The sequence below is a fragment of the Ruegeria sp. CRTD044 genome, from assembly GCF_059613485.1.
In genome coordinates this window covers 449,874-476,357 of record NZ_JBXWSP010000004.1, presented here as the reverse complement: position 1 = coordinate 476,357, position 26,484 = coordinate 449,874, and the positions used below count along the sequence as shown (strand labels likewise).

Annotated in this window: 23 protein-coding genes; 9 read left to right on the top strand and 14 right to left on the bottom strand. The window is 62.9% G+C overall.

Annotation, left to right across the window (positions count from 1 at the left end):
• The first annotated feature begins 2 nt into the window (after positions 1-2).
• Together carA and AC2FNL_RS05280 are read left to right on the top strand one after the other, a co-directional pair.
• On the top strand, positions 3-1,169 hold the full coding sequence (carA, locus tag AC2FNL_RS05285; protein ID WP_480774847.1) for a glutamine-hydrolyzing carbamoyl-phosphate synthase small subunit: 1,167 nt from the start codon (positions 3-5) through the stop codon (positions 1,167-1,169).
• 89 nt (positions 1,170-1,258) lie between these two features.
• Positions 1,259-3,178 (top strand): glycosyltransferase family 2 protein, encoded by a 1,920-nt coding sequence (locus AC2FNL_RS05280; RefSeq protein WP_496832745.1) that lies wholly within the window; start codon positions 1,259-1,261, stop codon positions 3,176-3,178.
• On the opposite strand, the gene AC2FNL_RS05275 is transcribed toward AC2FNL_RS05280, so the two are convergent.
• Positions 3,135-3,782: a GntR family transcriptional regulator gene (locus AC2FNL_RS05275; RefSeq protein ID WP_093962488.1), complete on the bottom strand. Its 648-nt coding sequence runs from the start codon at positions 3,780-3,782 to the stop codon at positions 3,135-3,137. The genes AC2FNL_RS05280 and AC2FNL_RS05275 overlap by 44 nt on opposite strands.
• A gap of 101 nt (positions 3,783-3,883) precedes the next feature.
• Here AC2FNL_RS05275 and AC2FNL_RS05270 point away from each other — a divergent pair, with 101 nt between their 5' ends.
• The 3 genes from AC2FNL_RS05270 to AC2FNL_RS05260 all read left to right on the top strand — a co-directional run bounded on the left by AC2FNL_RS05270 (position 3,884) and on the right by AC2FNL_RS05260 (position 6,170).
• A complete protein-coding gene (locus AC2FNL_RS05270) occupies positions 3,884-4,528 on the top strand; it encodes a pyrimidine 5'-nucleotidase (protein WP_496832744.1) in 645 nt (214 codons plus the stop codon).
• A gap of 122 nt (positions 4,529-4,650) precedes the next feature.
• On the top strand, positions 4,651-4,899 hold the full coding sequence (locus tag AC2FNL_RS05265) for a hypothetical protein (RefSeq protein WP_093962490.1): 249 nt from the start codon (positions 4,651-4,653) through the stop codon (positions 4,897-4,899).
• Positions 4,900-4,973: 74 nt separating this feature from the next.
• A complete protein-coding gene (locus AC2FNL_RS05260; protein WP_496832743.1) occupies positions 4,974-6,170 on the top strand; it encodes a UbiH/UbiF family hydroxylase in 1,197 nt (398 codons plus the stop codon).
• A 13-nt stretch (positions 6,171-6,183) separates the two neighbouring features.
• On the opposite strand, the gene AC2FNL_RS05255 is transcribed toward AC2FNL_RS05260, so the two are convergent.
• Entirely contained in the window at positions 6,184-7,311 is a 1,128-nt protein-coding gene (locus tag AC2FNL_RS05255) for an aminotransferase class V-fold PLP-dependent enzyme (protein WP_496832742.1), read from the bottom strand.
• A gap of 231 nt (positions 7,312-7,542) precedes the next feature.
• On the opposite strand from AC2FNL_RS05255, the gene hutC reads away from it, so the two are divergent.
• A complete protein-coding gene (gene hutC / locus AC2FNL_RS05250; RefSeq protein ID WP_475144394.1) occupies positions 7,543-8,244 on the top strand; it encodes a histidine utilization transcriptional repressor HutC in 702 nt (233 codons plus the stop codon).
• A gap of 3 nt (positions 8,245-8,247) precedes the next feature.
• Here the strand turns inward: hutC and AC2FNL_RS05245 are convergent, their stop codons facing one another.
• Together AC2FNL_RS05245 and AC2FNL_RS05240 are read right to left on the bottom strand one after the other, a co-directional pair.
• Positions 8,248-8,706, bottom strand: a complete 459-nt coding sequence (locus AC2FNL_RS05245) for an Lrp/AsnC family transcriptional regulator (RefSeq protein WP_496832741.1) — start codon at positions 8,704-8,706, stop codon at positions 8,248-8,250.
• Positions 8,703-9,158: an Lrp/AsnC family transcriptional regulator gene (locus AC2FNL_RS05240; protein ID WP_170337919.1), complete on the bottom strand. Its 456-nt coding sequence runs from the start codon at positions 9,156-9,158 to the stop codon at positions 8,703-8,705. Before AC2FNL_RS05240 ends, AC2FNL_RS05245 begins: the two co-directional genes overlap by 4 nt.
• Before the next feature lie 131 nt (positions 9,159-9,289).
• On the opposite strand from AC2FNL_RS05240, the gene ilvC reads away from it, so the two are divergent.
• Both ilvC and AC2FNL_RS05230 read left to right on the top strand, forming a co-directional pair.
• Positions 9,290-10,312 carry a ketol-acid reductoisomerase gene (gene ilvC / locus AC2FNL_RS05235; RefSeq protein WP_093962496.1) on the top strand — a complete coding sequence of 341 codons (1,023 nt, stop codon included), beginning with the start codon at positions 9,290-9,292 and terminating at the stop codon, positions 10,310-10,312.
• Positions 10,313-10,384: 72 nt separating this feature from the next.
• Positions 10,385-11,287, top strand: coding sequence for a DMT family transporter (locus tag AC2FNL_RS05230; RefSeq protein WP_496832740.1), 903 nt, complete (start codon positions 10,385-10,387; stop codon positions 11,285-11,287).
• Here the strand turns inward: AC2FNL_RS05230 and glmM are convergent.
• The 10 genes from glmM to AC2FNL_RS05180 all read right to left on the bottom strand — a co-directional run bounded on the left by glmM (position 11,281) and on the right by AC2FNL_RS05180 (position 24,528).
• The gene (glmM, locus tag AC2FNL_RS05225; protein WP_496832739.1) at positions 11,281-12,627 is read right to left on the bottom strand and encodes a phosphoglucosamine mutase; all 1,347 of its coding nucleotides are present in this window, start codon (positions 12,625-12,627) and stop codon (positions 11,281-11,283) included. The two genes, AC2FNL_RS05230 and glmM, sit on opposite strands and share 7 nt — an antisense overlap.
• A gap of 35 nt (positions 12,628-12,662) precedes the next feature.
• On the bottom strand, positions 12,663-13,661 hold the full coding sequence (gene folP / locus AC2FNL_RS05220; RefSeq protein ID WP_496832738.1) for a dihydropteroate synthase: 999 nt from the start codon (positions 13,659-13,661) through the stop codon (positions 12,663-12,665).
• Positions 13,658-14,578: a dihydroneopterin aldolase gene (locus AC2FNL_RS05215; RefSeq protein WP_170368698.1), complete on the bottom strand. Its 921-nt coding sequence runs from the start codon at positions 14,576-14,578 to the stop codon at positions 13,658-13,660. The genes folP and AC2FNL_RS05215 overlap by 4 nt, the downstream gene beginning before the upstream one ends.
• A 102-nt stretch (positions 14,579-14,680) precedes the next feature.
• Entirely contained in the window at positions 14,681-16,057 is a 1,377-nt protein-coding gene (locus tag AC2FNL_RS05210; protein WP_496832737.1) for a multicopper oxidase family protein, read from the bottom strand.
• A gap of 79 nt (positions 16,058-16,136) precedes the next feature.
• Complete coding sequence (locus AC2FNL_RS05205) at positions 16,137-16,778, bottom strand: cell wall hydrolase (RefSeq protein WP_170370721.1); 642 nt, start codon at positions 16,776-16,778, stop codon at positions 16,137-16,139.
• Between the two features lie 186 nt (positions 16,779-16,964).
• A complete protein-coding gene (locus AC2FNL_RS05200) occupies positions 16,965-19,526 on the bottom strand; it encodes a putative PEP-binding protein (RefSeq protein WP_170338387.1) in 2,562 nt (853 codons plus the stop codon).
• A gap of 66 nt (positions 19,527-19,592) precedes the next feature.
• Entirely contained in the window at positions 19,593-21,812 is a 2,220-nt protein-coding gene (gene glyS, locus AC2FNL_RS05195; protein WP_496832736.1) for a glycine--tRNA ligase subunit beta, read from the bottom strand.
• 9 nt (positions 21,813-21,821) lie between these two features.
• A complete protein-coding gene (gltS, locus tag AC2FNL_RS05190; protein WP_496832735.1) occupies positions 21,822-23,033 on the bottom strand; it encodes a sodium/glutamate symporter in 1,212 nt (403 codons plus the stop codon).
• A gap of 9 nt (positions 23,034-23,042) precedes the next feature.
• The gene (locus tag AC2FNL_RS05185) at positions 23,043-23,567 is read right to left on the bottom strand and encodes a DUF6446 family protein (RefSeq protein ID WP_496832734.1); all 525 of its coding nucleotides are present in this window, start codon (positions 23,565-23,567) and stop codon (positions 23,043-23,045) included.
• 31 nt (positions 23,568-23,598) lie between these two features.
• Positions 23,599-24,528 carry a glycine--tRNA ligase subunit alpha gene (locus AC2FNL_RS05180; RefSeq protein WP_093962505.1) on the bottom strand — a complete coding sequence of 310 codons (930 nt, stop codon included), beginning with the start codon at positions 24,526-24,528 and terminating at the stop codon, positions 23,599-23,601.
• 206 nt (positions 24,529-24,734) lie between these two features.
• Here AC2FNL_RS05180 and AC2FNL_RS05175 point away from each other — a divergent pair, with 206 nt between their 5' ends.
• Positions 24,735-26,480 carry a serine protease gene (locus AC2FNL_RS05175; RefSeq protein ID WP_496832733.1) on the top strand — a complete coding sequence of 582 codons (1,746 nt, stop codon included), beginning with the start codon at positions 24,735-24,737 and terminating at the stop codon, positions 26,478-26,480.
• The last annotated feature ends 4 nt before the right edge of the window (positions 26,481-26,484 follow it).

Here is a 26,484-nt window from a genome sequence, read left to right as displayed (position 1 = left end):
CCATGGCCCATCAAGCCACGTCCAAGCCCACCGCATGTCTGGCTCTGGCCGACGGAACGCTCTTCTTCGGAACCGGGTTCGGCGCCACGGGACAAACCGTGGCCGAGCTGTGTTTCAACACCGCGATGACCGGATATCAGGAGATCATGACCGACCCGTCCTATGCCGGGCAGATCGTGACCTTCACCTTCCCGCATATCGGCAATGTCGGCGTCAATCCCGACGATGACGAAACTGCCGATCCGGTGGCCGCGGGCATGGTCGTGAAATGGGATCCGACCGAGCCGTCAAACTGGCGCTCGGCCGAGCGGCTGACCGACTGGCTGGCCCGCCGCGGCCGGATCGCCATCGGTGGGGTCGATACCCGCCGGCTGACCCGTGCGATCCGCCAGCAAGGCGCTCCGCATGTCGCGTTAGCCCATGACCCGCAAGGCAACTTCGACATCGAAGCCCTGGTTGCTGCAGCGCGTGGTTTCGCCGGGCTGGAGGGCATGGATCTGGCCAAGGATGTGACCTGCGCCCAGAGCTACCGCTGGGACGAGATGCGCTGGGCCTGGCCGGATGGCTACCGGCGTCAGGAAGCGCCCGTGCACAAGGTCGTCGCGTTGGACTACGGCGCAAAACGGAACATCCTGCGCTGCCTGGCTTCGGCCGGTTGCGACGTGACGGTACTGCCCGCAACCGCAACCGCGGCTGAGGTGCTGGCGCACGAACCTGATGGCGTGTTCCTGTCCAACGGCCCGGGAGACCCGGCTGCCACTGGCACTTATGCTGTGCCGATGATCAAGGAAATTCTTGAAACCACGGATCTGCCGATTTTCGGGATCTGCCTTGGTCACCAGATGCTAGCACTGGCGTTGGGCGGCAAGACCATCAAGATGAACCACGGACACCACGGCGCGAACCACCCGGTCAAGGACCTGGAAACCGGCAAGGTCGAGATCACTTCGATGAACCACGGATTCGCGGTCGACGCCCAATCGTTGCCTGCGGGGGTGGTCGAAACCCACCGGTCGCTCTTCGATGGCTCGAACTGCGGCATCCGCATGTCCGATCGCCCGGTGTATTCGGTTCAGTATCACCCCGAAGCCTCGCCCGGCCCGCAAGACAGCTTTTACCTTTTTGAACGGTTTGCCGCGGCCATGGCCGACCGAAAAGTGCGCGCTTGATCCCGCAGGTTTGCGGACCGCGTCAACGTTAACCCGGAATTAACCTTGATTGAGCAACTCTGACCCGACATCTCGGGCAGGGTTTTCTTATGGTTGAATTGAATTTTCTGGGTCACGGACCCGCGACCCCGGTTTCCGGAATTGGCCCCCGCAAACCTTTGGGCACCTGCCTGATCGAATTGGGGGTGATCACCCCCGCTCAACTGGATCAAGCCCTGAAACTGCAGGAGCGGCAGAACGCTCCTCTGGGCGAAATTATGGTTGGCGAGCAAATGGCCGCGCGCAGCGATGTGCTGTTGGCGCTGGGTCAACAACATGGGCTGCAGATCGCCGATTTGGAAAGCACGCCGCCACCCGCTGACCTTTGCGCGCTGCGCCCGATGCAGTTCTGGTTAACGCACAATGCCATTCCGTGGCTGCGAGTCGGGCCCGTGCTCTTGGTCGCGACAGCCTACCCAGACCGCTTTGATGAAATAAGGTCCGGGTTGGCAGATTGCGCCCAGACAGTCCTGCCGGTGCTGGCCGCACCCGATGACATCGACCAAGCCATTGCCCGACATTACGCAAAACCTTTGGCTGAGGCGGCGGAAACGCGGGCGCCGCTTTCGCAAAGCTGCCGCTCATGGACTGCGAGCTCGCGTCTCCTGCCGACCCTCTTGGCTCTGGCTGCGCTTGCGGGCCTGGGCCTGCAACCGAATGCCGGGCTATCCGTGCTGTTCTGGGCCGCAGTTTCAACACTGATCCTGTTCCTGATACTTCGGCTGGCCGGGTTGATATCGTATCTCTTCCCCAAAAAGGCCGAGAAACCAGGCGGTCTGCTTGCGCAACACCGCCTGCCCTGCGTGTCTATCCTGGTGCCGCTGCACAAGGAACGGGAAATCGCCGGTGCGCTGATCCAACGGCTGAAACGCCTGACCTATCCAAAGGCGCTGTTGGACGTGATCCTGGTCTTGGAAGAGCATGACGACGTCACCCGGTCAGCTCTTGCGCAGACCACCCTGCCCAGCTGGATCCGAACGCTGGAGGTGCCCGATCTTGGCAACCTGACCACCAAACCACGGGCGATGAACTATGCGCTGGATTTCTGCCGAGGAGATATTTTGGGCGTCTGGGATGCCGAGGATGCGCCTCTTCCAGACCAACTCGAGACCGTGGTGGAGCAATTCGCCCGCGCGCCCGATGATGTGGTCTGCCTGCAGGGTGTTCTGGACTACTACAACCCGCGCACCAACTGGCGCTCGCGTTGCTTCACCATCGAATACAGCGGTTGGTTCCGCGTGATCCTGCCCGGAATCGCGCGGTTGGGTCTTGTGGTGCCCCTGGGCGGAACGACGTTCTTCTTCCGCAGGGACAAGCTGTTGGAATTGGGGGGCTGGGACGCTCATAATGTGACCGAAGACGCGGACCTGGGGGTTCGACTCAGCCGCGCGGGCTATCGCACCGAAATCGTGAATACCGCCACGTATGAAGAGGCCAATTTCCGCGCCTGGCCGTGGGTGAAGCAGCGCTCGCGCTGGCTCAAAGGGTTTATGGTCACATACCTTGTCCACATGCGCTCGCCCTTAGCATTGTTGCGTGATCTGGGGTTGTGGCGCTTTCTGGGTGTCCAAGCCTTTTTCCTGGGAACGGTCGGACAATTCCTGCTTGCCCCCGTGCTATGGGTCTTCTGGCTGACCTTTTTGGGGATGACGAACCCCTTCGAAGCTGTATTGGCATCGCAAATCTTGCACGCCTGTGTCTACCTGTTCCTGACCGCCGAGGCCGCGAATATCCTAGTTGGAGGCTTGGGCGTGCTGGCCGGAGGTCGCCGTTTCCTGCTGCCGTGGGTCCCGACCATGGCACTCTACTACCCCTTGGGCGTGGCAGCCGCCTACAAGGCGCTGTGGGAACTGGCGGTCAGACCGTTCTTCTGGGACAAGACCCAGCACGGGCAGGCCAGCGAAGAAGCGCAGCCAGACGAGGCAGCTATTTCTCGCGCCGGATTGCATCCTGCTTCAGCCGGGTCATGAACGCGACCGAGATATGTTCCTTCAAGGCCCGGTCGGCGGCTTCTTCGTCATGAGCCGCGATCGCCTCGACGATCCCCTTATGCTCACTCTGAGCGATTTCACCGCGGCCCTGCGCGGCCAATGAAGTCGTTGCCATCAGAGCCATGGTGCGATGGACAAGGTCCAATTGCTGCACAAGGTAGCGGTTGTGCGACGCAAGGTGGATCTGCTCGTGGAACCGCCGGTTGGCCCGGGACAGCGCCACGGGATCATCCACAAGCGCGTCATCGGCTTCGACCATATCCTGCAGGACTTTGATTTCCTCATCCGTGGCGTGGCGCGCGGCCAGTCGGGCCGCCAGCCCTTCCAATTCACGCCGAACGACATAGAGCTCGGCCATCTGGTTGTGGTCTAACGAGGCCACGATCAGCGACCGCCCGTCACGTTCCAGCAGCGACTGCGTTTCGAGCCGCTGCAGCGCCTCGCGGATCGGGGTGCGCGACACGCCGAACCGCTCGGCCAGTTCGCTTTCCACCAGCCGGTCGCCGGGTTTGTACACCCCCACGTCGATCGCTTCGAGGATCAGGCTGTAGGCATCGGTCTGGGGCTGTCGGGACTGGTTCATTGGGTCAGGTCTCTCCTCGTTCGGACCTGTCTATCCGGGCCATGGGTCTGCAATCAAGTGCGCCATTGAAAACCCGGTGGCCGCGGCCTAAACCCAAACCTATGGTCAAGCCTGCATTTTCACATGTCACCCAATGGGTGTTCGATCTGGACAACACCCTCTATCCGCCACAGATGCGCCTGTTCGATCAGATCGAGGTGCTCATGACGGAATACGTGGTCGAAGCTCTGCGCGTCGACCGGGCCGAGGCTGACCGGCTACGCCAGCACTATTGGCGCGAACACGGAACCACGCTGGCCGGGCTGATGGCCGAACATGATCTGGACCCCGAGCCCTATCTGCACGCGGTTCATCAGGTCGACCTGAGCCACATGGAGCCCGACCCTGCGCTGGCCGCGCATATCCGGGCCCTTCCCGGGCGGCGCATCGTCTACACCAACGGCAGCGCGCCCTATGCCGAGAGGGTTCTGGCCTCACGCGGGTTGGATGGGCTGTTCGACGCGATCTATGGGGTCGAACATGCGGGGTATCGCCCCAAACCGGACAAGGCCGCCTTTGAAACGGTGTTTGCTCGCGACGGAATCCGCCCCGACCATGCCGCCATGTTCGAGGACGAGCCGCGCAACCTGAAGGCCCCGCATGACATGGGCATGCGTACCGTGCATGTCGCGCCCGATCCGCATGACGCGGATCACATCCACCACCACACCGATGACCTGACCGCCTTTCTGGCCGGGCTGATCTGAACCACCCGAGACTGCGACGAAATGCGCCTGCGTGCAGCCTGAAACTGCGACGATCCGCGCATTCTGCAGCTGCAAAGTCGTTCCTACATCAGGCTCAGCGACGAACAGAACTGGAGACCCCGATGACCGCGATCGAGATGCCCGGCCGCCTGCCCTTTTGGCAGCGCCTGCTTTTTGCAATTCCCCTGTTTGGCTGGCTGGCCCGCGATGCGGCCAATGGCAAGCCCGAGGATCTGGGTTATACCGTTGCGGCGCTGGTCAGCATGTGGGGCTGTTCGGCCCTGTTGTTCGGCCTGCCGGGCCTGTATCTGCCGGCCCTGGCGATGGTGCCGGTGATGTTCCTGATTCTGGTCCTGATTTCACGCGGCTAGACCACGGGACAGGATGTCACTTGGCGCAGGCCCCAGAACCGCACTAGGGTCCGCGGGCAACGGAGAGTGACGCGATGACCGACAGTTGTGACATCCTGATTTCCGGCGGTGGCATCGCCGGTTTGACTGCGGCGGCCGTATTAGGCGCCGCAGGGTTCGACGTGATCTGCGTGGACCCGACCCCGCCCGTCACCGACCGCGACGCCGACGGGTCCGACCTGCGCACCACCGCGTTTCTGCAGCCGGCGCACGGCCTGCTGCAGCACTGCGGGTTGTGGGACCGGCTGGAACCCCACGCCGCGCCGCTGCAGATCATGCGCATCGTGGACGCGGGCGGCGACATCCCTGAACCGCGCGTGGTGCGGGATTTCAACGCTGCCGATATCTCGGATCAACCCTTTGGCTGGAACCTGCCCAACTGGCTGCTGCGGCGCGAGATGGTGGCCCGGCTGCACGAACTGCCGAATGTCGATTTCCGCCCCGGCACCGGCACCGTCAGCCTGTTCACCCGCACCGCCGAGGCGCGTGTGGGCCTGTCCGACGGCACGCGCATCCGCACCAAGCTGGTGATCGCCGCCGACGGCCGCAACTCGCCCATGCGCGAGGCTGCGGGGATCAAGGTCCACACCACGCGATACGGGCAGAAGGCACTGGCCTTTGCGGTGACGCATCCGATCGCCCATGAAAACGTCTCGACCGAGATCCACCGGTCCGGCGGGCCGTTCACTCTGGTCCCCCTGCCCGACTGGCAGGGCCAGCCCTCGTCGGCGATCGTTTGGATGGAGCGCGGCCCGCGCGCGGTCGAACTGCTGAACCTGCCCGAGGCCGAGTTCGAGGCCGCGATGACCGAGCGGTCCTGCGGCCTGTTCGGGCCGCTGAAACTGGCCTCGCGCCGGACGATCTGGCCGATCATCAGCCAATCGGCCGAGCGCCTGTCGGCGCAGCGCGTGGCCCTGATGGCCGAGGCCGCCCATGTGGTGCCCCCGATCGGCGCGCAGGGGCTGAACATGTCACTGGGGGATCTACGCAGCCTGCTGGACCTGGCCCAAGCCCGGCCGGAGGGTCTGGGAGATACCCAGATGCTCGACGCCTATCACAAGGCCCGCCATGCCGAGATCGAATTGCGCGTTAAGGGGATCGACCTGCTGAACCGCGCCTCGATGGTCGAGGCGCGGCCGTTGCGCGATGCTCGCGCAGCGGGTCTGAACGCGCTTTATTCGATGCCGGTGGTGCGCAAGACGCTGATGCAGATGGGCCTCGGCGTGCGCTGAGGCCCGTACCGGCCTACAGCACCTGATCCAGCCCCCGCTTCAGCCGGGCCACCGTGGCATCGACAGCGTACAGCTTGTCCAGCCCGAACAGTCCCAGACGGAAGGTGCTGAACCCCTCGGGCTCGTCACATTGCAGGGGCACGCCGGCGGCGATCTGCATGCCCAGCGCGGCGAATTTCCTGCCGTTCTGCACCTCGGGGTCGTTGGTATAGCTGACCACCACGCCCGGTGCGCCAAAGCCTTCGGCCGCGACCGAAACGACCCCCTTGTCGCGCAGCATCGCCCGCACCGCATTACCCAGCCGCCATTGCGCGTCGCGCAGCTTGTCGAACCCATAGTCACGGGTCTCCAGCATCGTGTCCCGGAACGCCCGCAGCGCATCGGTGGGCATGGTGGCATGATAGGCATGGCCGCCACCCTCATAGGCCTGCATGATCTGGCGCCATTTCTTCAGGTCCAGCGCGAAACTGTCCGAGGCGGTCTCGGCCAGCCGCGCCTCGGCGCGGTCGGACAGCATGACCAGACCGGCACAGGGCGAGGCGCTCCAGCCCTTCTGCGGGGCCGAGATCAGAACGTCCACACCGGTGGCCTTCATGTCGATCCAGGCACAGCCCGAGGCGATGCAGTCGAGCACCATTAGCGCGCCGACCTCGTGCGCTGCGGCGGCCATCGCGGTGACATAGTCGTCCGGCAGAATGACCCCGGCCGAGGTTTCCACATGCGGCGCGAAGACCACGCCGGGTCGCTGGCTGCGAATGGTTTCGACCACCTCGTCGATCGGCGCGGGCGCAAAGGGCGACGGGCTGGAATTCCCCGTTTGACGGGCCTTCAACACGGTGGCTGACACCGTCAGCCCCCCGGTTTCGATGATCTGGCTCCAGCGATACGAGAACCAGCCGTTGCGCACCACCAGCACATTGGCGCCGCGGGCGAACTGGCGGGCCACGGCCTCCATCGCGTAGGTTCCGCCACCCGGCACCACTGCTACGCCTTCCGCGCCATAGACCTCACGCAGCATCCCTGAGATGTCGCGCATCACCTGCTGGAACGCCTGCGACATGTGGTTGAGAGAGCGGTCGGTGAACACGACCGAGAATTCTTCGAGCCCGTCCGGATCGACTGTATTCAACAATGCAGGCATGTTGTCTCCTTTTCTGGGTTGCTCACTTTCTGAAGGCTTTGCATCTGTTGGTAAAGTGCTCATTGACCCTCACGCGCTTCCCCTAAGTCAACGGTCAGAAGCTCGGCTGGACACACGTTTCAGCAGCCTGAGAGGCCGAATTGACGCCAATTAGTGTCACCTCTCTCTTTACACCTTGACGTGTTTCTGAACAGATACGCACATCTTGAGCTTGAAAGGATATTTTAGACCGTGAACGTTCAAAAGCGGATCAGTTTTCAATTCGTTCGGGACGAAGTGAAGCGGCGGATCGAGACACGGGTCTGGCCCCAGGGTTCCTTGCTGCCGACCGAAACCCAGCTTGCTGAAGAGTTCAACTGCGCGCGCGCAACCGTCAACCGTGCGCTGCGCGAACTGGCCGAGCAAGGGTTCGTCGAGCGCAAGCGCAAGAGCGGAACGCGGGTCAAGAAATCACCCAGCAAACAGGCCAAGCTGGAACTGTCGCTGGCCCGTCAGATCGTCGAAGACCAGAACCAGACCTACCGCTATGCCCTGGTCGAGCGCAGCGTTGACAAGAGCCCCGGCTGGCTCAGCTCGCAACTGGGTCTGCCGCCGCAATCGCAGATCCTGCATCTGGTGTGTATGCACTATGCCGACAACCGCCCGTTTCAGCACGAAGAACGCTGGATCAACATTTCGGCCGTCCCCGAGGTTGAAGATGCCAATCTGGAAGAGGTCGGGCCGCATGAATGGCTGTTGAACGCAAACCCCTTCATTGACGCCGAGCTTGCACTCTACGCCATTTCCGCCGACAGCCATCTGGCAGATTACATGGGAACAACGACCGGGGCCGCGATGATTCAGCTTGAGCGCACGACATGGAAAGACGGACAGCCGGTTTCGTTTGCCCGCCTGACCCACCATCCGGGCTATTGCATCCGTACCCGCTACTGACCGCTAGCCAATCGGCCCGGGCAGGCGTTCCTCGCTCAGCAGTACATTTGCTTCGACATCCCCGGCCCCCGGCAGGGTCATGATCCGCCGACGCAGGACGCGTTCGAAGTCCGCCAGGTCGCGCGCGACCACGCGCAGTCGGTAGTCGTACAGGCCCAGAACGTGTTCCACGGTTTGCACCTCGGGAATGGCGCTGACGGCGCGTTCGAAATCCTCGAGGCTGACCTGGCCTTTGCGCGCCAGCTTGACGCCCAGAAATACGGTGACGCCGAACCCCAGCGCCTCGGCGTTCAAGCGCAGCCGGCGCCTCTTGATGACACCCGCCTGCTCCAGCCGCCGGATCCGGCGCCAGGTGGCGGGCTGCGACAGCCCGAAACGCCGCCCCAGCGCCCCCGCGCTTTGCGTCGCGTCCTGAGCCAAGGCCCGTAGAATCTTCCTGTCCAGATCATCCAGCTCGATCATACCGGCAGCACCTCGTCCCGCTTGACCCGCGCGATGTGCATCAGGGCCTCGATGTCGGCGATATGCGGCAGGGTCAGGATACGGTCGCGATAGACCTGCTGATAATGCGCCATGTCCCGCGCGATGACGGACAGGCGGACATCCACCCGCCCCAGAAAGGTCTGGATCTCGATCACCTCGGGCACTTTGCGGGCGGCATCGGTGAATTCGTCGAAGGCGCGCGGCTGGGTCTTGTCCAAGGTCACCCGCAGCGACACCTCGACCGCATAGCCCATGGCGGACCAGTCGATCACGGCCTCCTGCCCCTGAATGATCCCGGCGGCCTGCATCTTCTCGATCCGCCGCCAGCACACGCCATTGCTGATCCGACACCGCTCGGCCAGTTCGGCGGTGCTCAGGCTTGGGTCGGCCTGAAAATGGCGCAGGATGCGGCGGTCGATGTCGTCAAGCATTACTTTTTCAAGTTTTCCGGTTTCTAAGAATTATTCTTCACTTCTTTCGTCAATATCCAATGTCATCGCTCTCGCCAATAGCAATCACTGCAGATAGAACCGCAGCAATCGAAACAGAAAGGACCGGCAAAATGCGCGTCTATTACGATCGCGATTGCGACATCAACCTGATCAAGGACAAGAAAGTGGCCATCCTGGGCTATGGCTCTCAAGGCCACGCCCACGCGCTGAACCTGCGCGACTCGGGTGCCAAGAACCTGGTCGTCGCCCTGCGCGAAGGCTCGCCCTCGGCCAAGAAAGCCGAAGCCGAAGGCCTGCAGGTGATGGGCATTGCCGAGGCCGCGGCCTGGTGCGACGTCATCATGTTCACCATGCCCGACGAGCTTCAGGCCGAGACCTACAAGAAATACGTGCATGACAACATCAAGCCCGGCGCGGCCATCGCCTTTGCCCACGGCCTGAACGTGCATTTCGGCCTGATCGAGCCGAAAGAGGGCGTGGACGTCATCATGATGGCGCCCAAAGGCCCCGGCCACACCGTGCGCGGCGAATATGTCAAAGGCGGCGGCGTGCCCTGCCTTGTGGCGGTCCACACCGACGCGACCGGCAAGGCGCTGGAAATCGGCTTGTCCTACTGCTCGGCCATCGGCGGCGGCCGTTCGGGCATCATCGAGACCAACTTCCGCGAGGAATGCGAAACCGACCTGTTCGGCGAGCAGGCCGTTCTGTGCGGCGGTCTGGTCGAACTGATCCGCTGTGGCTTTGAAACCCTGGTCGAGGCCGGCTATGCACCCGAGATGGCCTATTTCGAGTGTCTGCACGAGGTGAAGCTGATCGTGGACCTGATCTATGAAGGCGGCATCGCCAACATGGACTACTCGATCTCGAACACCGCGGAATACGGTCAATACGTGACCGGCCCGCGCATCCTGCCTTACGAGCAGACCAAGAAGGCGATGAAAGAGGTTCTGAACGACATCCAGCAGGGCAAGTTCGTGCGTGACTTCATGCTGGAAAACCAGGTCGGTCAGCCCACGATCAAGGCTTCGCGCCGGGCCAACGACGAACACCAGATCGAAGAAGTCGGCAAAAAGCTGCGGGGCATGATGCCCTGGATTTCGGCCGGCAAGCTGGTCGATCAGGAAAAGAACTAAGCCCGAACGGCTTGGACCCAAGGGCGGCCCCGGTGGCCGCCCTTTTCATGCAGAACGGATGAACGGCCAGCGATGGTGCCTCAACCCAACATACGCGACTGGAGCGGCGTCATTGCCCTGGGCCTGATCTGGGGCGGCACCTTCATGGTCGTCGCGATGGCGTTGGAAGGCTATGGCCCGATCACGGTGGCCACGGCGCGGACGACGCTGGGCGCGGTGATGCTGCTGGCCTTGATGGGGCTGACCCGGCGGCGCATCCCCAGCCTGACACCAAGTCTCGCGTGGTCGGTAATCCTGATCGGCATCCTGTCCACCGCGCTGCCTTTCGTGCTGCTCAGCTGGGGGCAGCAATATGTACCCTCGGCCTTTGCCGGGCTGTCCATGGCCGCAATTCCGCTGATGGTTCTTCCGCTGGCGCATTTTTTCTCGGATGAACCCCTGAACGCACGTCGTTTCGTCGGGGTATCGCTGGGCTTCACCGGAGCGCTGGTGCTTATCGGCCCAGGGCTGGCGCAACTGGGCAGCGGGGCCGAGCCGCTGGCACAGCTGGCCTGCATCGGGGCGGCGTTCTGCTATTCGGTGGCGTCGATCCTGACCCGGCGATGCCCGCCGATCGACCCGGTGGTTCTGGCCGCACTGACATTGGTGGTGGGCGCAGTAATCCTGGTGCCCATCATGCTGGCGACCGAGGGCGTGCCCGCACCGCAAGGCCTGCGCCCCACGCTTGCGCTGATCGTGCTGGGCCTTGTGCCCACGGCCTTTGCCACCCTGCTGCGGGTGTCGATCATTCGCAGCGCCGGGTCGGTCTTCATGACTCTGGTGAACTATCAGGTGCCGGTCTGGTCGATGATCTTCGGCGCGTGGATCCTGTCCGAGGCACTGCCGCTGCGGTTCTACATAGCATTGGCGCTGATCCTGACAGGCATGGCCATCAGCCAATGGTTCAGCCTGCGCAAGTTGCTGTTGGGCTACTGACGCGCGGCGGCTTCGACCTCGGCCACGATCCCATCGACCACCTGTGCCAAAAGGGCGTCATCCTCGCATTCCGCCATCACGCGGATCAAGGGCTCGGTGCCCGACTTGCGGATCAGCAACCGCCCCTGCCCGTTCAGCCGCGCCTCGGCATCAGCAATCGCGGCCTTGACCGTTTCCGCTTCCAGCGGGGCCTGCCCTTCGCCATAGCGCACGTTCTTCAACAGTTGCGGCACCGTCTCGAACTGCTGCGCCAGATCCGAGGCTTTGCGCCCCGAATTCACCATCTCGGCCAGGAAGTGCAGCCCCGCCATCAGGCCATCGCCCGTGGTGGCATAGTCGCTCATGACGATATGGCCGGATTGCTCGCCGCCAAGGTTGAACCCGCCTTCCCGCATCCGCTCGACCACATAGCGGTCACCGACCGCCGTCCGTTCCAGCCGTAGCCCGCGCGCACCCAGGAACCTCTCCAGACCCAGGTTCGACATGACGGTCGCAACAAGCGCGCCGCCTTTCAGCCGTTCGGAAGTGGCCCAGGCGGTGGCCAGAAGGGCCATCAGTTGATCACCATCAGCGACCTGCCCGGTTTCGTCCACGATCACCACCCGGTCGGCATCACCGTCGAGGCAGATGCCCACATCCGCCCCATGCGCCACGACGGCCTCGGCCGCCACGCGCGGCTGGGTCGAGCCGCAGCCCAGATTGATGTTCTTGCCGTTGGGCGCGGTTCCCACCGGGATCACCTCGGCCCCCAGTTCCCACAGCACCTCAGGCGCGGTGCGGTGCGCGGCGCCGTTGGCGCAGTCGATCACCACCTTGAGGCCATCCAGACGCAGCTCGCGCGGCAGAGATGACTTGACCCGCTCGCCATAGCGGAACCGCGCGTCATCGACACGCCGGGCGCGCCCGATATTCTGCGCCTGCGCGGGTTTGACCCCCTCTTCGATCAGCTGTTCGATTTTAAGTTCGGCCTGGTCGGACAGTTTGAATCCATCGGGGCCGAAGAACTTGATCCCATTGTCCTCGGCCGGGTTGTGGCTGGCCGAGATCATCACACCCAGATCGGCCCGCATCGACCGGGTCATCAGCCCGACCGCCGGTGTCGGCACCGGCCCCAGCAGCAGCACGTTCATGCCGGTCGACGTCAGACCCGCCGTCAGCGCGTTTTCCAGCATATAGCCCGACAGGCGCGTATCCTTGCCGATCACCACCCGATGAACGCCCGAGCCATCCCGGCGGAAGTACCGCCCCACGGCCGCGCCGATCCGCAACGCCATCTCGGCCGTCATCGGATAGGTGTTGGCGGTGCCCCGCACCCCGTCGGTTCCGAACAGCTTGCGCATACCTGTTACTCCACAAAGTCCTGCCTGCGACCGGATTACCGGACAGCGGCCCACAGGCGCAAGGCCTGAGCGGTCTCGGCCACGTCATGCACCCGGATGATCTGCACACCTTGCGACAATCCTGCCAACGCAACGGCAATTGATCCCGGCGCGCGGGCATCCTTGCGCGGTTCCGCGCCGATCCGGCCGATGAAGCCCTTGCGCGATACGCCCAGCAGAATCGGGCAGCCCAACCCGTGAAACAGGCTGAGATTGCGCAGCAGGGTCAGGTTATGTTCCTCGGTCTTGCCAAAGCCTATGCCCGGATCAACGATGATCCGGCCCCGATTCAGCCCAAGGCCTTCCAGCCGGGCCACTTGCCCCGACAGGAAATCGAAAACGTCCAGCAGAACGTCATCATAGGTCGGGTTGTCCTGCATCGTGGCCGGGTCGCCCTGCATGTGCATCACGCAGACCGGCGCTTTAATCTCGGCGCAGAAAGCGCCAAGCGCGGGATCGAAGGTAAAGCCCGAAACGTCGTTGATCAGCCCCGCCCCCGCCTCAACTGCGGCCCTTGCCACGGTGGATTTGCGCGTGTCGATCGAAATCAGCGCCGGTGTCTCGGCCCGGATCGCGCGGATCAAGGGCTGGGTGCGGGCGATCTCTTCGTCCTCGGGCACGAAATCAGCACCGGGGCGGGTAGATTCACCGCCGATATCCAGAATGGTCGCACCGTGCGCGACCATTTCCCGAGCCGCCGCCCGCGCGGCATCAGGCGTGTTGTGCTTGCCACCATCGGAAAAGCTGTCTGGCGTGGCGTTCAGGATGCCCATGATCTGCGGCTGCGTCATATCCAGCCCGGCAATCGCGGCACGCGTTTGCGTCATCCGGTCGAGCCACGATTCAGGGATTTCGGCGGCCGCAACGATCCGGGGTGCCGCGTCACGTTGCAGGCATTCGGCATGGGTGAACCACAGGCCCTGCCCGGCCAGTGGCAAGGCCCCGTCCGGGCGCATCGGCCCGTGTTGCACCAATGGGCGATAGTAACTGGTCAAAGTTGCGCCTGCTCCACCGGAACCGCCCGGAGCGGCGTTTTGGGCGACTCGGGCAAATCCCCGCCGATCACCAGCATTTCGCTGGCCTCGAAGGTGGCGGCGAACCAGGCGGCCAAGGCCACCGCATCGGACGGTGCCGCCGAAGGCCCATCGACCGCATCCAGCACGATCTTGGACGGTGCCCAGACACAGATCTGGCCGTTCTTCATGGCCCAGTCCAGTTCGGTCCGGGTCGAGACGACGACGCAGCGATGATCACGCGCGGCCAGCACCCAGGCATTCTGCTCGATCGCCAGCAGGTCGATCCGGCGCTGGGTCATGGCATGCCCGGTCTGCGGCACCGGTAGTTCGGAAGCACCCACGCACAGGATCAGCGGCCGCTGTCGGTTCTCCAACTGGTCGATCCAGCCCGACAAATTGGCCGACTCAATCGCTGCGTTCGACAGAAAGACCAGCCGGGGATGTGGACGCTCTTCCTCGATGACATCGTGATGGACTGCATCCTTGCCACGCACGATCTCGACTCCCAAAGCGCCGGGGCCCCGGTCCAGTTTTTCGATGCGGACAAAAGCCCTTACCGCCTGAGGCTCAAGCAGGATCCGCTCGGCTATTCGATCCGCCAGCGTCTCGAGCAAATTCAGACGCTCGGCCGCCAGTTCATAGGCAATGGCCTCGGTCACCCGGTCATAGGACAGGATGCGATCGACATCATCGTCGATGTTTTCGGTCAGCGGCCGCACTTCGACCACGATGTTGAAACAGATGCGCTGGGTTGTGCCCCGCTCGGCCTGAAAGGCGCCGATCTCAACCTCGACAATGTGGTCGCGCAGCGAGATACGATCCAGCGGCCCGCGTGGCGCGGTCGCCTCGGACCGCTCGGACGGGTGCGCAAAGGCAAGGCGGATTTCAGTACTCATGGCGCGGGCCTTTTCGGGCAGCTTGGACAGGTTTGCCCAATTTAGTGGTTCCGCGCGGCTATAGCATTCAAGCAAACGCCATTCCAGCCGCCGAATGCGGCGTCAGGTGACGCGGTACCAACTCATCATACCCGATGCGGCGTGTCCAAGCATATGGCAATGCAGCAGCCAGTTGCCCGGGTTGTCGGTGACCAGCGCGATCTCGCGGGTTTCGCCGCGTTCGACCAGAACCGTGTCGCGCCATGGCCCAAGACTTCCGTCCGGCAAGATCAGCCGAAAGTGGTGGCCATGCAAGTGCATCGCGTGCGGGAATGCAGTTTCGTTCACGAAGGCAATCCGGTGGACGCTTCCCAAGGGCGCGTCCAGAAACGGGTCATCCGGTCGCTCGGCGTAGCCATTCAGCGCCCAGAACCGCCCCAGCTGAGCCAGTTCCCGGCCCGAGAGCTCGGTTTCGCCAATCCGCGCGCTTTCAAGCCAGCGCATGGCACCGCCCTGCAGCCTCATCTCGTGCCGCGGTACGTTGTTGAGGTCCGTCAATTCCGGAAGCGGGTTCGGCGGCAATGGCCGAACTCCCGACCGGGGAGTGGAAGCCGCCTGCCCCGCCACTGAAAATCGGGCCAAACCAAAGGCGCCGTCACGTTCCTGACTGAACAGGCTGGCCGTTTCCGCATTCGCAGCCAGCACATCCACCAACAAATCCGCACGTTGTGCCGGGGCCAGCGGGAACGTGTCCTCAATCGGGATCGGCTCGGCCAAAGGCATTCCATCCAGCGCGACGATCCATCCGGTCATTCCGTCCAAGCCAACAGTGAAGACACGCGCATTTGCGGCGTTGACCAACCTCAGGCGCAGGCGTTGGTTTTGTTGAACAGGAAAGGATGGGTCGAATGCACCATTGACCGTGATGAGGTTTCCCAACCGTCCAGCATGGCTGAGGTCATGGCCGTTGTCGAAATCTTGGGTAATCTGGGCCGTTTCCGGATCAAGTCGCCAGTCATCCAGCATCAGCACCAGATCCTGCTCCACATCCGGCGCCTCGGACTCGTGCACGATCAATGGGCCATACAGGCCACGGGCCACCTGTTCGACTGACTTGTTATGCGCATGATACCAATAGGTTCCGGCGTCCGGCACGATGAAATCATAGTCGAAGGTCGCGCCGCCTGGAACCGCATCCTGAGTCAACCCCGGCACGCCATCCATAGTGTTGTCGATGCGGATACCGTGCCAATGAACCGAAGTGGCTTTCGGTAATTCGTTCACCAAGCGGCGCTGAACCCGCTCGCCTTGCTGCAGATGGATTGGGCTGCCCGGCACCTGCCCATCAAAGCCCCAGATAGCGGTTTCCGGAAACCCCGGAGGGGCAATCAACTGAGCGCCCTCGCGCGCAGTCAGGGTCAGCGGCGCGGAGCGCACTAGCGTTGGAAACACCGCAAGCGCGGCGGCAGATTTCAAAAGGCTTCGGCGGCTCAGATTCATTGCGGGTCTCCTTGCCCGCAATATAGCCCTTGGTTTCACCCGCGCCATCAACGTTCCAGCGCGGGTGCGTCAATGCGCGCTAGTTGCTCGCAGTGCGGTAGTTGTGGCGGTAGAAGATATGCACACCGATGCGCGCAGTTTCCTTGTAAACGCGCGACCACGACGGGCGCACCGCCTTGGTGTGGTAATGCGTGGCCCCCGACGTGAGCGGATCGCTGACCCCCTCGATCGCGGCCTTGGCAACTTTGGCCACCCGCTCATAGGCTTTCTTCTCGTGAATGACTTCCTTGCGGCCGTCACAGGTATAGGTGAACTGGCACTGGTATTTCTTGCCTGTTCCCTGGCGGATCACGCCGCAGACGGTGTTCGGGAAACGGGTGCTTTCCACCCGGTTCAAAATCACCTCGGCAACCGCGAATTGGCCGCGCACGCTCTCTCCGCGCGCTTCGAAATACAGGGCCTCGGCCAAGCATTTCAGATCTTCGCCGCCGCTGGCTTTGGGTTGTTGGTCCAGCCAGGCCTTGGTGTAGGAAACCTCGACCGGTTGGACCTCTTTCCTGGGTTGGAACAGCTTCAGATAGTCGCGAAAGCTTTGTCCCGGCACCTCGTTGCGCGACACCAGTTCGCGCTTGGCAGTCTCGGTGGCTTCCCTCTCGGCAACGGACGCACTCGGCATCACGGTTGCCGCCGCAATGGCAACAGCCAGTATGTATCGTAGCATCAGATAACCTCGCACAGGCACTTCACGCGCCATACCCTCCCCCGGCGGGCGCGACGGGGTCTTAACGCAGAAGGCGCGAAAGGTCCAGTTCTGAGGAAAAAGCAAGAAAAATCTTGCCCGCGGGGCCAAAACTAATCAGCCACAGGTCCATCCCGAAACCACTATTCCTAGGGCTTTGACGGCCTGTCAACCCCCAAGTTTTGACGAAATCGCCAACTGAGCGGCAGCCAGCCGAGCGACCGGGACTCGGAAGGGTGAACAGGACACATAATCGAACCCCAAATCCCGACAAAGGGCGATTGATTCGGGATTGCCGCCATGTTCACCACACACCGAAAGCGTGACATCGGGCCGAGCTGTACGCCCCCGCTCCGAGCCCAGCTTGAGCAGTTCGCCGACCCCATCGGCGTCCAGAACATGGAACGGATCCTCGGTGAACACACCCTGCCGGACATAGGCCGACATGAAGCGTCCCGCATCGTCGCGCGACAGGCCATAGGTCATCTGTGTCAGGTCGTTGGTGCCGAAACTAAGGAACGAGGCGTGAGGAGCGATTTCCTCGGCACGCAGACAGGCCCGGGGCGTTTCGACCATCACACCCAACCGGTACTCGAACTCCTGACCACGCTCGGCCGCAACGGCGGCGGCAACTGTGTCCACCCGCGCCTTGATCAGCTCGACCTCACGCTTGGCTGAAACAAGCGGGATCATGACCTCGGGCACCACCGGTGCACCATTCTTGCTGGCTTCGAGCGTCGCCTCGAAGATCGCGCGGGCTTGCATGTCATAGATCTCGGGCACCGTGATACCTAGACGCACGCCCCGCAACCCAAGCATCGGGTTGTATTCGCTCATTTCGTCCACCCGACGCTCGACATCCGAAACCGGAAGGTCCAGCGCCTCGGCCAGCTCGCGCTGCCCGCTGCGCGTGGTCGGCAGAAACTCGTGCAGAGGCGGATCAAACAATCGGATGCAGACGGGCTGGCCTTCCATGATCCGGAAAAGCTGCACAAAATCATCGCGTTGCATCGGAAGCAACCGTTCCAGAACCGCCGCGCGCCCCGATGAAGTCTGAGCGAAAATCATCTCGCGCATCACGATCAGGCGACCGGGGTCAAAAAACATATGCTCGGTTCGGCACAATCCGATCCCCTGCGCCTGGAAGTTCCGCGCAGCCTGCGCGTCGGCAGGTGTGTCGGCATTGGCACGAATTGATATGTCACGCTCGGCGTCGGCCCAACTCATCAATGTCTGAAAACAGTCATCCAGAGCAGCTTCAAGCATCGCCGGCTCGCCTGCCAAAACCTGGCCCGAGCTTCCGTCAATCGTCAGAATGTCGCCAGTGGTGAAAACGCGGCCGTCCGGAACGGAAAGCTGCTTTTTCTTGGTCTGAAACCGCATCTCGGACGCGCCGACGATACAGGGCAGCCCCAGGCCGCGCCCGATCACGGCCGCATGGCTGGTCATGCCACCCTTTTCCGTCAGTACTGCGACCGCGGCGTGCATGCCGCGCACATCCTCGGGCGAGGTTTCACGGCGCACCAGAATGCAGGGCTCACCGCGTGCGGCGCTGGCTTGTGCCTCGGCCGAAGTGAACACGATCCGGCCGGTGGCCGCTCCGGGACTGGCCCCGATGCCCGTGGTCAGCACGTCACGCTTGGCCTCGGGATGCACCTGACGGTGCAGCAACTCATTCAACGAATGCGGATCGATCCGCATGACGGCTTCCTGCTGGGTGATGATGCCATCCTCGGCCAATCGAACGGCGATCCGCATGGCGGCGCGGGCGCTGCGCTGAACGCGGACCCCGTCCAGAATATGCACCTTGCCGTTTTCGATCACGAATTCGACCTGCATCTCTTCGCGCAATTTGCGCCGCATCAACGCCGCATGTGCCTTAAGGTCGGCAAAGGCCTGAGGCGCAACATCCTCGAGCGCCTGCCCGCGCGGGTCTTTTTCAAGGTACAGGGCGGCAACCCCCTCGCCCAGCGCATCACGCCCCTGGCTTTGGCTCAGGTAGCGGCCAGTGATCTGCGGCATGCCGGTCGAGGAATCCACCAGCTGCAACACACCCGATCCGCATTCGCCCTGGCCGACGCCCGGGATCATCTCCTGGATGACAAGGCCCAGCCCGGCATCCGCCGGAGCGCCCTTGGCCTGCCGCAATAGGCGGGCGGACGTTCCATCCCACGCCCGCGCCATCGAGCGCAGGACCGCCAGCAACTGCTCGCCCCGGTCCTGGGGGAACGCTTCGTCGGTTTCGTCCTCATACGCGCGCAGGGTCTGGCGCAGGCCTTCGCGACCATCGGCTTCGATGTCGTCGAAAACGTCTGCGTCCAGGCGCGCGACGTGGATCGCGTAGCTTTGGACGAACCGCAGATACAATGCGGCGGCGGCCTCGGGGCCCATCTTGTCGGACAATTCCACGAAACGGGCATCGTTGATCCCGATGTTCAGAACCGCGCCGGGGCCACCCCAGTCAGGGTCCTCGGAACTGGGACGCACGCACAGCAACGCCGATGCGTCGAACTGTTCAAGTATGGCTTCGATTGCCGGGATATCGCCGTCAGCGATCCGTCGCACCTGATCGAAGGACAGGGCCACCGTACGCGGTACGGGAAGGTCCAACCGCACAAGGCGCTGCAGGCATTTCGCCCGGCCGCCATGGGTGTCGGCGGCGACAGGAGCATCAGGAGTGATGAGCGTGGTATGCGGATTATTCTGCACTGCGGCACCTTTTGGTTTCACCGCAGCATAAGCGCCCCAGCCTTCCGCGCAAGGGCCTTGTGGGCGCGCCAGAGCGCGCCCTTTGGGTCAGCCTTCGATCTTGGTCAGGTCCGCGACGCTGGAGCAGATCTGGCGGATCTGGCTCAGCAGATTCAGACGGTTGCGGCGCAGCACGGCATTGTCGGAGTTGACCTGAACGTCCTCAAAGAACGCGTCGATCGGCCCGCGCAGCGCGGCCATGGCCGCCATCGCCGCCGGGAAATCCTCGGCCTTGAGTGCCGGTGCGATCTTGGCCTGCGCCTCATCCAGCGCGGCGAACAGGGCCTTTTCGCTGTCGGTCTCGGCGAATTTCAGGTCGGCACCGAAAGAGTATTCGACCCCGTCCTTCTCCTCGGCCTGGGTCAGGATGTTGTTGGCGCGTTTGAAGCCCTGCACCAGGTTTTCGCCATCTTCGGTCGCGATCACCACATTCAACGCGCGGGCGCGTTTGACCAGCAGGTTCAGGTCGTCATTGCCGTCCATCGCGATACAGGCGTCGATCACGTCGTGGCGGATGCCCTCGTCACGTAGGAAGACCTTGAGCCGGTCGTGGAAGAAGGAGAGGAGATCGTCAGATGCGTCTGGGACCTTTTTCTCAAGTTCAAGAAAGGCCGTGGCAGGCAATCCTCCGATTTTGTCCTTGACCGCTTGGAATGCAGCACCAAAAACACCTCGCTCTGCAATTTCTTCCAACAGATCAAGAACGTTAGCTTCCGGCAACGCCTCATTGATTGCGCTTTCTGCTCGAACAAGTTGGCTGTCAAAGAAGCGATCCAAAGACAGCCGCAGATCGTTTTCGAGAACCAATCGAGAGATACCCAAAGCAGCGCGACGCAAAGCAAACGGGTCTTTCGACCCAGTGGGCTTTTCATCAATCGCCCAGAACCCAGTCAGCGTGTCCAGCTTGTCAGCCAGCGCCACCGTCACCGACAGCGGTGCGGTCGGTACGACATCCGATGGGCCCAGCGGTGAGTAATGCTCCTGCGCCACGGCGGCCACGGCGGCGTCTTCTCCAGCCGCCTCAATGTAATACCGCCCCATAAGCCCCTGAAGTTCGGGGAATTCATAGACCATTTCCGAACTCAGATCGGCCTTGGCCAGACGCGCGGCCCTCTCGGCCTGATCCGGGTCGGCGCCCGTCACCGGGGCCAGTTCGCGGGCCAGTGCGGCGATGCGCTCGATCCGCTGCGCCTGGGTGCCCAGCTTGTTGTGGAAGGTCACGTTCTCCAGCGCACGGGTCCATTGCGTGATGTCCGATTTGGCGACGCGCAGGTCGTTCTCCCAGAAGAATTTCGCATCGGCCAGACGCGCCGACAGCACCTTCTGGTTTCCGGCCAGAATGGTCGCGCCATTGTCGGTGGTCTCGCGGTTGGCCACGGTCATAAACCGTTCGATCCGCCCCGTCTTGGTGTTGCGGACCGAGAAGAATTTCTGGTGCTCTTTCATCGAGGTCTGCAGCACCTCGGGCGGCAGGTCGAGGAATTCATCGTCGATCTGCCCCATCAGCACCACCGGCCATTCGACCAGCCCGGCCACCTCGGCCAACAGGCCCTTGTCCTCGACCACCTCCAGACCGGCGGCAAAGGCCATGTTCTGCGCGTCGTTCCAGATGTGCTCGGCCCGTTCCTCGGGCGACAGCACGACAAAGGCGCGCTTCAGCTTGGCGGCGTAGTCCTCGAACCCGGTCACGGCAAACCGGCCCGGCGCCATGAAGCGGTGGCCCTCGGTGGTGTCACCGGCGGTGATCCCGTCGACCTCCATCGGCACGACCTGCGCGCCGCTTTCATCGCTGAGGATGCACAGGATCGAATGCAGCGGCCGCACCCAGCGCAGGGCCCCGCTGCCCCAGCGCATGGATTTCGGCCAGGGGAAGTTGCGGATCGTGTCGGCCAGAACCTCGGCCACGATCTCGGCCGCCGGGCGCCCCGGTTTCTCGATGGTGGCAAAATAGACCGCGCCCTTGGGCGTCTCGCGCTCTTCCAATTGGTCGCGGCTGATCCCAGCGCCACGCAAGAAGCCTTCGATGGCTTTTTCGGGCGCGCCGACCTTGGGGCCCTTGCGTTCCTCGCGGATGGTGGGGCTTTCGGCCAGCAGCCCCTCGATCGCCAGCGTCAGGCGGCGCGGCGTGGTCAGGGCGTGGGCATGGGCATAGGTCAGACCGGCCTCGACCAGACCGTCGGTGATCCGTTTTTTCAGATCCTCGCCGGCGCGGGTCTGCATGCGCGCGGGGATTTCCTCGGAAAACAGTTCGATCAGCAGGTCGGGCATTTTCGATCCTTAGAAATAGACGATCGTCTGGATGACGATGGCATTGGCGATATCCACGAAGAATGCGGATACAAGGGGGAGCACGATAAAGGCAATAGGCGAAGGCCCGTATCGCTTGGTTACGGCGGTCATATTGGCAATTGCGGTCGGTGTCGCGCCCAGCGCGAAGCCGCCGAACCCCGCCGCCAGCACGGCTGCGCGGTAGTTGGCGCCCATGACCGGGAACAGAACCCAGATCACGAAAGCCACCGCAAACAACGTCTGCGCCGTCATGATCACCACGATGGACAGGCCCAGATCGGCGATGGTCCACAGCTGCAGGCTCATCAGCGACATGGCCAGAAACGCGCCCAGCGCGAATTCCGAGATCAGCGCCAGCGACGGCGTGCGCGACACCGGCGCGGCGCGCGGGGCCAGCAGCGGGCGCAGGTTGCCAATTACGATGCCCATGATCAGGCACGGCACGAACAGCGGCAGTTTCAAACCCGCGGCCAGGATCACCTCGGACAGAGCATAGCCCGCGATGATGGCTATGTTCAGGTACAGCAGCACCCGCATCACCGTCAGGTGGTCGATCTTCGCGGCCGCGTCTGACGGCTCGTCGGGTACGCCGATCGTGTGTTCCTCGTCCGGTCGGTTTGGCGTCAGGTCGCGCCCTTCGATCAACAGACGCGCGATGGGGCCTCCGACCAGTGCAGCCAGAACAAGCCCGAGGGTCGCAACGGCCACCCCCAGTTCGGTCGCACCCTCAAGCCCGGTCACCTGCGCGACCTCGGGCGCCCAGGCGATGGCGGTGCCGTGGCCGCCGATCAGGGCGGCCGACCCGAACAGAACGCCGGCCTGCGCCGGATAGCCGAAGGCCGCCGCCCCAGCTGCGCCGATCAGGTTCTGCGCCACGATCGTCACCAACGTCAGGATCAGCAGTAGCAGCAGAGGCTTTCCGCCTGCGATCAGATCGGACAGCCGGGCATTCAGGCCGATCCCGGCAAAGAACAGCACCAGCAGGAGATCCCGCGCGGTCAGGTCGAACTCCAGCTCCATCCCGAACAACAGATAAAGCGTCAGAACCACCAGCGAGGCCAACAGACCTCCGGTTACGGGTTCGGGAATGTTGAATCGGCGCAGAACCTCTGTGCGGGCGTTGATCTCGGCGCCCATCAGGTAGACGGCAAAGCCCAGCGTTGCCGTCAGAAATCCTGGGATTTCAACGATGAACCCCATCCCGCCCACTCAGTTTTCCGGTCGGGGCGGACACTCTTCGCCGACAACCGTTCCGTCATAGGCCTTTTCGCCGCAGTTGTTCAGAGCATGCCAGGCAAAGCCCGAGCCGTCCTGCATCACCGCGACGATCCGATCAACGCCGTAGTGGACGTTCTTGACCCCTATGAAAGCGCGGGCGGATCCGTTCGCCAACGCCTCGGCCAGAGCAGCCGCATCATAGCAGTCGAACCAACCCGGGGCCGTCAGCGGCTCGGCCTTTTCGGCGCTCATGTAGCGGACGGCCAGCTGTTCCGGCTTCAGATCTGTCTGGAAACACGCCCGATACCGGATCGGAGAGCTGTCGGCGTCGATCGCCTGAAACGCGCTGTAGGCTATGGGCACAGGTTGGCCGGTCGCGGTTTCGGTCAGAACAACATCCTGACCGGGTGAGGGTTCGACCTCGTAGTAGTAGCCGTAGACCTGCAGGTAATACATGCTGACGCCAGCGATGACGGCGCAAGCGACCAACAGAATTGCCAGCATTTTCCCGGTCATGCACGATCCTCCTATGGGGTGCGACGGGCCATCAGGCCTCAAAACCTGCGGCTTCGGTCTGCACGAAGGCATCGGCGCATTGCTTGGCCAGCGCGCGCACCCGCCCGATATAGGCCTGCCGCTCGGTCACCGAAATCACGCCGCGCGCGTCCAGGAGGTTGAAGATATGGCTGGCCTTGATGCACTGGTCATAAGCAGGATGCGCCATGATGATGCGCTTGCCCGTTTTGGGGTCAACGTTTTCCTGGCTCAGGATCGCGGCGCATTCTTCCTCGGCCTCTTCGAAGTGGCGCAGCAAAACCTCGGTGTTGGCCACGTCAAAGTTCCAACGGGCGTATTCCTCTTCGGTTTGCTTGAAGATGTCGCCATATGTCAGCGGGCTGGGTGATTGTGGGTCGTTGAAGGGCATGTCCATTACGTGGTCGATGCCCAGCACATACATCGCCAGACGTTCCAGACCATATGTCAGCTCGCCCGAGACCGGCGCGCAGTCATGGCCGCCGACCTGCTGGAAATAGGTAAACTGGCTTACTTCCATTCCGTCGCACCAGACCTCCCATCCCAGGCCCCATGCGCCCAAGGTCGGGCTTTCCCAGTCATCCTCGACGAAACGGATGTCGTGCAGGTCCATGTCGATGCCGATGGCCTGAAGGCTGCCCAGATACAGCTCTTGCAGGTCCGGCGGGCTGGGTTTGATCAGCACCTGGTACTGATAGTAATGCTGCAAGCGGTTTGGGTTTTCGCCATAACGGCCATCGGTCGGACGGCGCGACGGTTGAACGTAGGCCGCAGCCCAGGGTTTGGACCCCAAAGCCCGCAGGGTGGTTGCAGGGTGGAATGTACCGGCACCGACCTCCATGTCGTATGGCTGCAGGATGGCACAGCCCTTCGAGGCCCAGTAGTTCTGAAGCCGCAGGATGATTTCCTGAAATGAACGTGGTGCGCTGGACGGTTCGGTCATGACATTCCCTTTGGGCGCGGATTTGCCCGGTTCCGGTCGGTTTTGCCCTTCCTATGCAAGGGGCCAAGGGGCGTCAACGGGCCAATGCCCGCCTGCTGTCACTGTGCCGCCACACCAGAAATTCCCCGTATCGTGGGCATAGCGTTTTCACCCCTGAATCGCGTAAGTTGAGGCAAAGCCAAAACACTGCATAAAACGGGCAGAAAATGACACGCATATTCGTTGCAATTCTTTTACTGATTACAGTCGGCCTGCGCGCTGCGTATGCTCAACAGGGGGCTGACGCAGGCGTCTGGGTTCAGGTCGAAGCGCAGCCATCGCTGCGCGAGGCGCAGGACCGGGCGCAAGTCTATGCCAATGCCCTGCCCGACGTGAACGGGTTCCGCCTGAACAGCGGCTGGTACGCCATAGTGATCGGCCCCTATCTGCGGGCCGACGCCGAGCAGGTGCTGCGCGTCTACCGGGCCGAACGGCAGATCCCCTCAGACAGTTTCATCACATTTTCAGGCGCCCTGGGGCAGCAGTTCTGGCCAATCGGCGCCAATGTCCTGAACCGCGGCGCAATCACAGCGCCCGTTCAGCCCGAGCCGCAGCCAGAGCAGCCTCAGGCCGGTCTGACGCCGCAACCTTCGGACGAGACGAGATCACAGGCCCAGCAGTCCGAGCGGCTGCTGAGCGGACAGGAACGAAAAGACCTGCAAACCGCATTGCAGGCTGCCGGGTTCTACAGTTCGACCATCGACGGGGCATTCGGCCAGGGTACACGCCGGTCGATGGCGGAATGGCAGCGGTTCAACGGCTTTGAACCGACCGGTGTCCTGACGACGGCACAGCGCAAGGCTCTGATGGATGACTACAATGCCCCGCTGATCAGTGTCGGCATGGCCCGTCACGTTGATGATCGCGCCGGAATTTCCGTTGATCTGCCGCTTGGAGTGATTGCCTTCGACCGATACGAGGCGCCGTTCGCGCATTTCAATTCCAGCGGGGATCTGGACGCACGGGTCGTTTTGATCAGCCAGGAGGGCAGCAAAACCACTTTGCGCGCGCTGTTCGAGGCGATGCAATCGCTCGAGATCGTGCCGCTGAACGGCCCGCGTGAGCTGCGTGGCGACAGGTTTACCATCGAAGGCCGTGGCAACGGGATCGTATCCTATACACAGGCCAATCTGAGCGACGGCAAGATCAAAGGCTTCACCCTTGTCTGGCCCGAAGGCGATGACGCACGCCGCGCCCGGGTTCTGGCCGCAATGACCGCCAGCTTTGAAACCACCGATGGTGTTCTTGATGCTGCGGCTGGCGCCAATGCCGAGCAAAGCATCGACTTGATGTCCGGTCTGCAACTCAGAAAACCCAGGTTGTCGCGATCGGGCTTTTTCGCCGATCCCAACGGTCTGGTCCTGACCGTGGCCGAGGCGGTGCAGAACTGCACCCGCGTCACCCTTGAGGACGGTCAGGAACTGCAAACCGTGTGGAGCGATCCCGAACTGGGCGTTGCGGTCCTGCGCCCCAACAAGACGCTGGCACCGATGGCCGTTGCGGCTTTGAACGAAGCCCAGCCTCGCCTGCAATCCGAAGTGGCCGTTGCGGGGTACTCATATGAGGGCGCTTTGGGGGCTCCGACCCTGACCTACGGCAAGATCGCCGATATCCGCGGGCTGAACGGAGAGGCCGGCGTGACCCGCCTGAGCCTGACCGCACAACCCGGAGACGCAGGCGGCCCGGTATTCGATGATCACGGCAACGTGGTCGGAATGCTGCTGCCTGCGCAGACCGAGGGGCGTACCCTGCCCCGAGATGTCAGCCTTGCTGCCGCGGCCGACCGCCTTCACGAGATCCTTTCAAAGGCCGGGGCCACGGCCCAGACCGCGCAGGAAACCGGCCAGGTTTCGCCTGACGAGTTGAACCGCCGCGCGACTGGCATGACCGTGCTGGTGAATTGCTGGGGCTGACCGG

What these genes read in the sequence shown, in the direction of transcription:
- AC2FNL_RS05205 (WP_170370721.1), bottom strand. Translation starts at nt 16,778, where the DNA reads ATGCTACGATACATACTGGCTGTTGCCATTGCGGCGGCAACCGTGATG.
- AC2FNL_RS05230 (WP_496832740.1), top strand. Translation starts at nt 10,385, where the DNA reads ATGGTGCCTCAACCCAACATACGCGACTGGAGCGGCGTCATTGCCCTG.
- glyS (WP_496832736.1), bottom strand. Translation starts at nt 21,812, where the DNA reads ATGCCCGACCTGCTGATCGAACTGTTTTCCGAGGAAATCCCCGCGCGC.
- AC2FNL_RS05175 (WP_496832733.1), top strand. Translation starts at nt 24,735, where the DNA reads ATGACACGCATATTCGTTGCAATTCTTTTACTGATTACAGTCGGCCTG.
- AC2FNL_RS05255 (WP_496832742.1), bottom strand. Translation starts at nt 7,311, where the DNA reads ATGCCTGCATTGTTGAATACAGTCGATCCGGACGGGCTCGAAGAATTC.
- AC2FNL_RS05240 (WP_170337919.1), bottom strand. Translation starts at nt 9,158, where the DNA reads ATGCTTGACGACATCGACCGCCGCATCCTGCGCCATTTTCAGGCCGAC.
- gltS (WP_496832735.1), bottom strand. Translation starts at nt 23,033, where the DNA reads ATGGGGTTCATCGTTGAAATCCCAGGATTTCTGACGGCAACGCTGGGC.
- glmM (WP_496832739.1), bottom strand. Translation starts at nt 12,627, where the DNA reads ATGCGCAAGCTGTTCGGAACCGACGGGGTGCGGGGCACCGCCAACACC.
- AC2FNL_RS05245 (WP_496832741.1), bottom strand. Translation starts at nt 8,706, where the DNA reads ATGATCGAGCTGGATGATCTGGACAGGAAGATTCTACGGGCCTTGGCT.
- AC2FNL_RS05210 (WP_496832737.1), bottom strand. Translation starts at nt 16,057, where the DNA reads ATGAATCTGAGCCGCCGAAGCCTTTTGAAATCTGCCGCCGCGCTTGCG.
- AC2FNL_RS05180 (WP_093962505.1), bottom strand. Translation starts at nt 24,528, where the DNA reads ATGACCGAACCGTCCAGCGCACCACGTTCATTTCAGGAAATCATCCTG.
- carA (WP_480774847.1), top strand. Translation starts at nt 3, where the DNA reads ATGGCCCATCAAGCCACGTCCAAGCCCACCGCATGTCTGGCTCTGGCC.
- AC2FNL_RS05275 (WP_093962488.1), bottom strand. Translation starts at nt 3,782, where the DNA reads ATGAACCAGTCCCGACAGCCCCAGACCGATGCCTACAGCCTGATCCTC.
- AC2FNL_RS05270 (WP_496832744.1), top strand. Translation starts at nt 3,884, where the DNA reads ATGGTCAAGCCTGCATTTTCACATGTCACCCAATGGGTGTTCGATCTG.
- ilvC (WP_093962496.1), top strand. Translation starts at nt 9,290, where the DNA reads ATGCGCGTCTATTACGATCGCGATTGCGACATCAACCTGATCAAGGAC.
- AC2FNL_RS05185 (WP_496832734.1), bottom strand. Translation starts at nt 23,567, where the DNA reads ATGACCGGGAAAATGCTGGCAATTCTGTTGGTCGCTTGCGCCGTCATC.
- AC2FNL_RS05265 (WP_093962490.1), top strand. Translation starts at nt 4,651, where the DNA reads ATGACCGCGATCGAGATGCCCGGCCGCCTGCCCTTTTGGCAGCGCCTG.
- AC2FNL_RS05215 (WP_170368698.1), bottom strand. Translation starts at nt 14,578, where the DNA reads ATGAGTACTGAAATCCGCCTTGCCTTTGCGCACCCGTCCGAGCGGTCC.
- AC2FNL_RS05260 (WP_496832743.1), top strand. Translation starts at nt 4,974, where the DNA reads ATGACCGACAGTTGTGACATCCTGATTTCCGGCGGTGGCATCGCCGGT.
- AC2FNL_RS05280 (WP_496832745.1), top strand. Translation starts at nt 1,259, where the DNA reads ATGGTTGAATTGAATTTTCTGGGTCACGGACCCGCGACCCCGGTTTCC.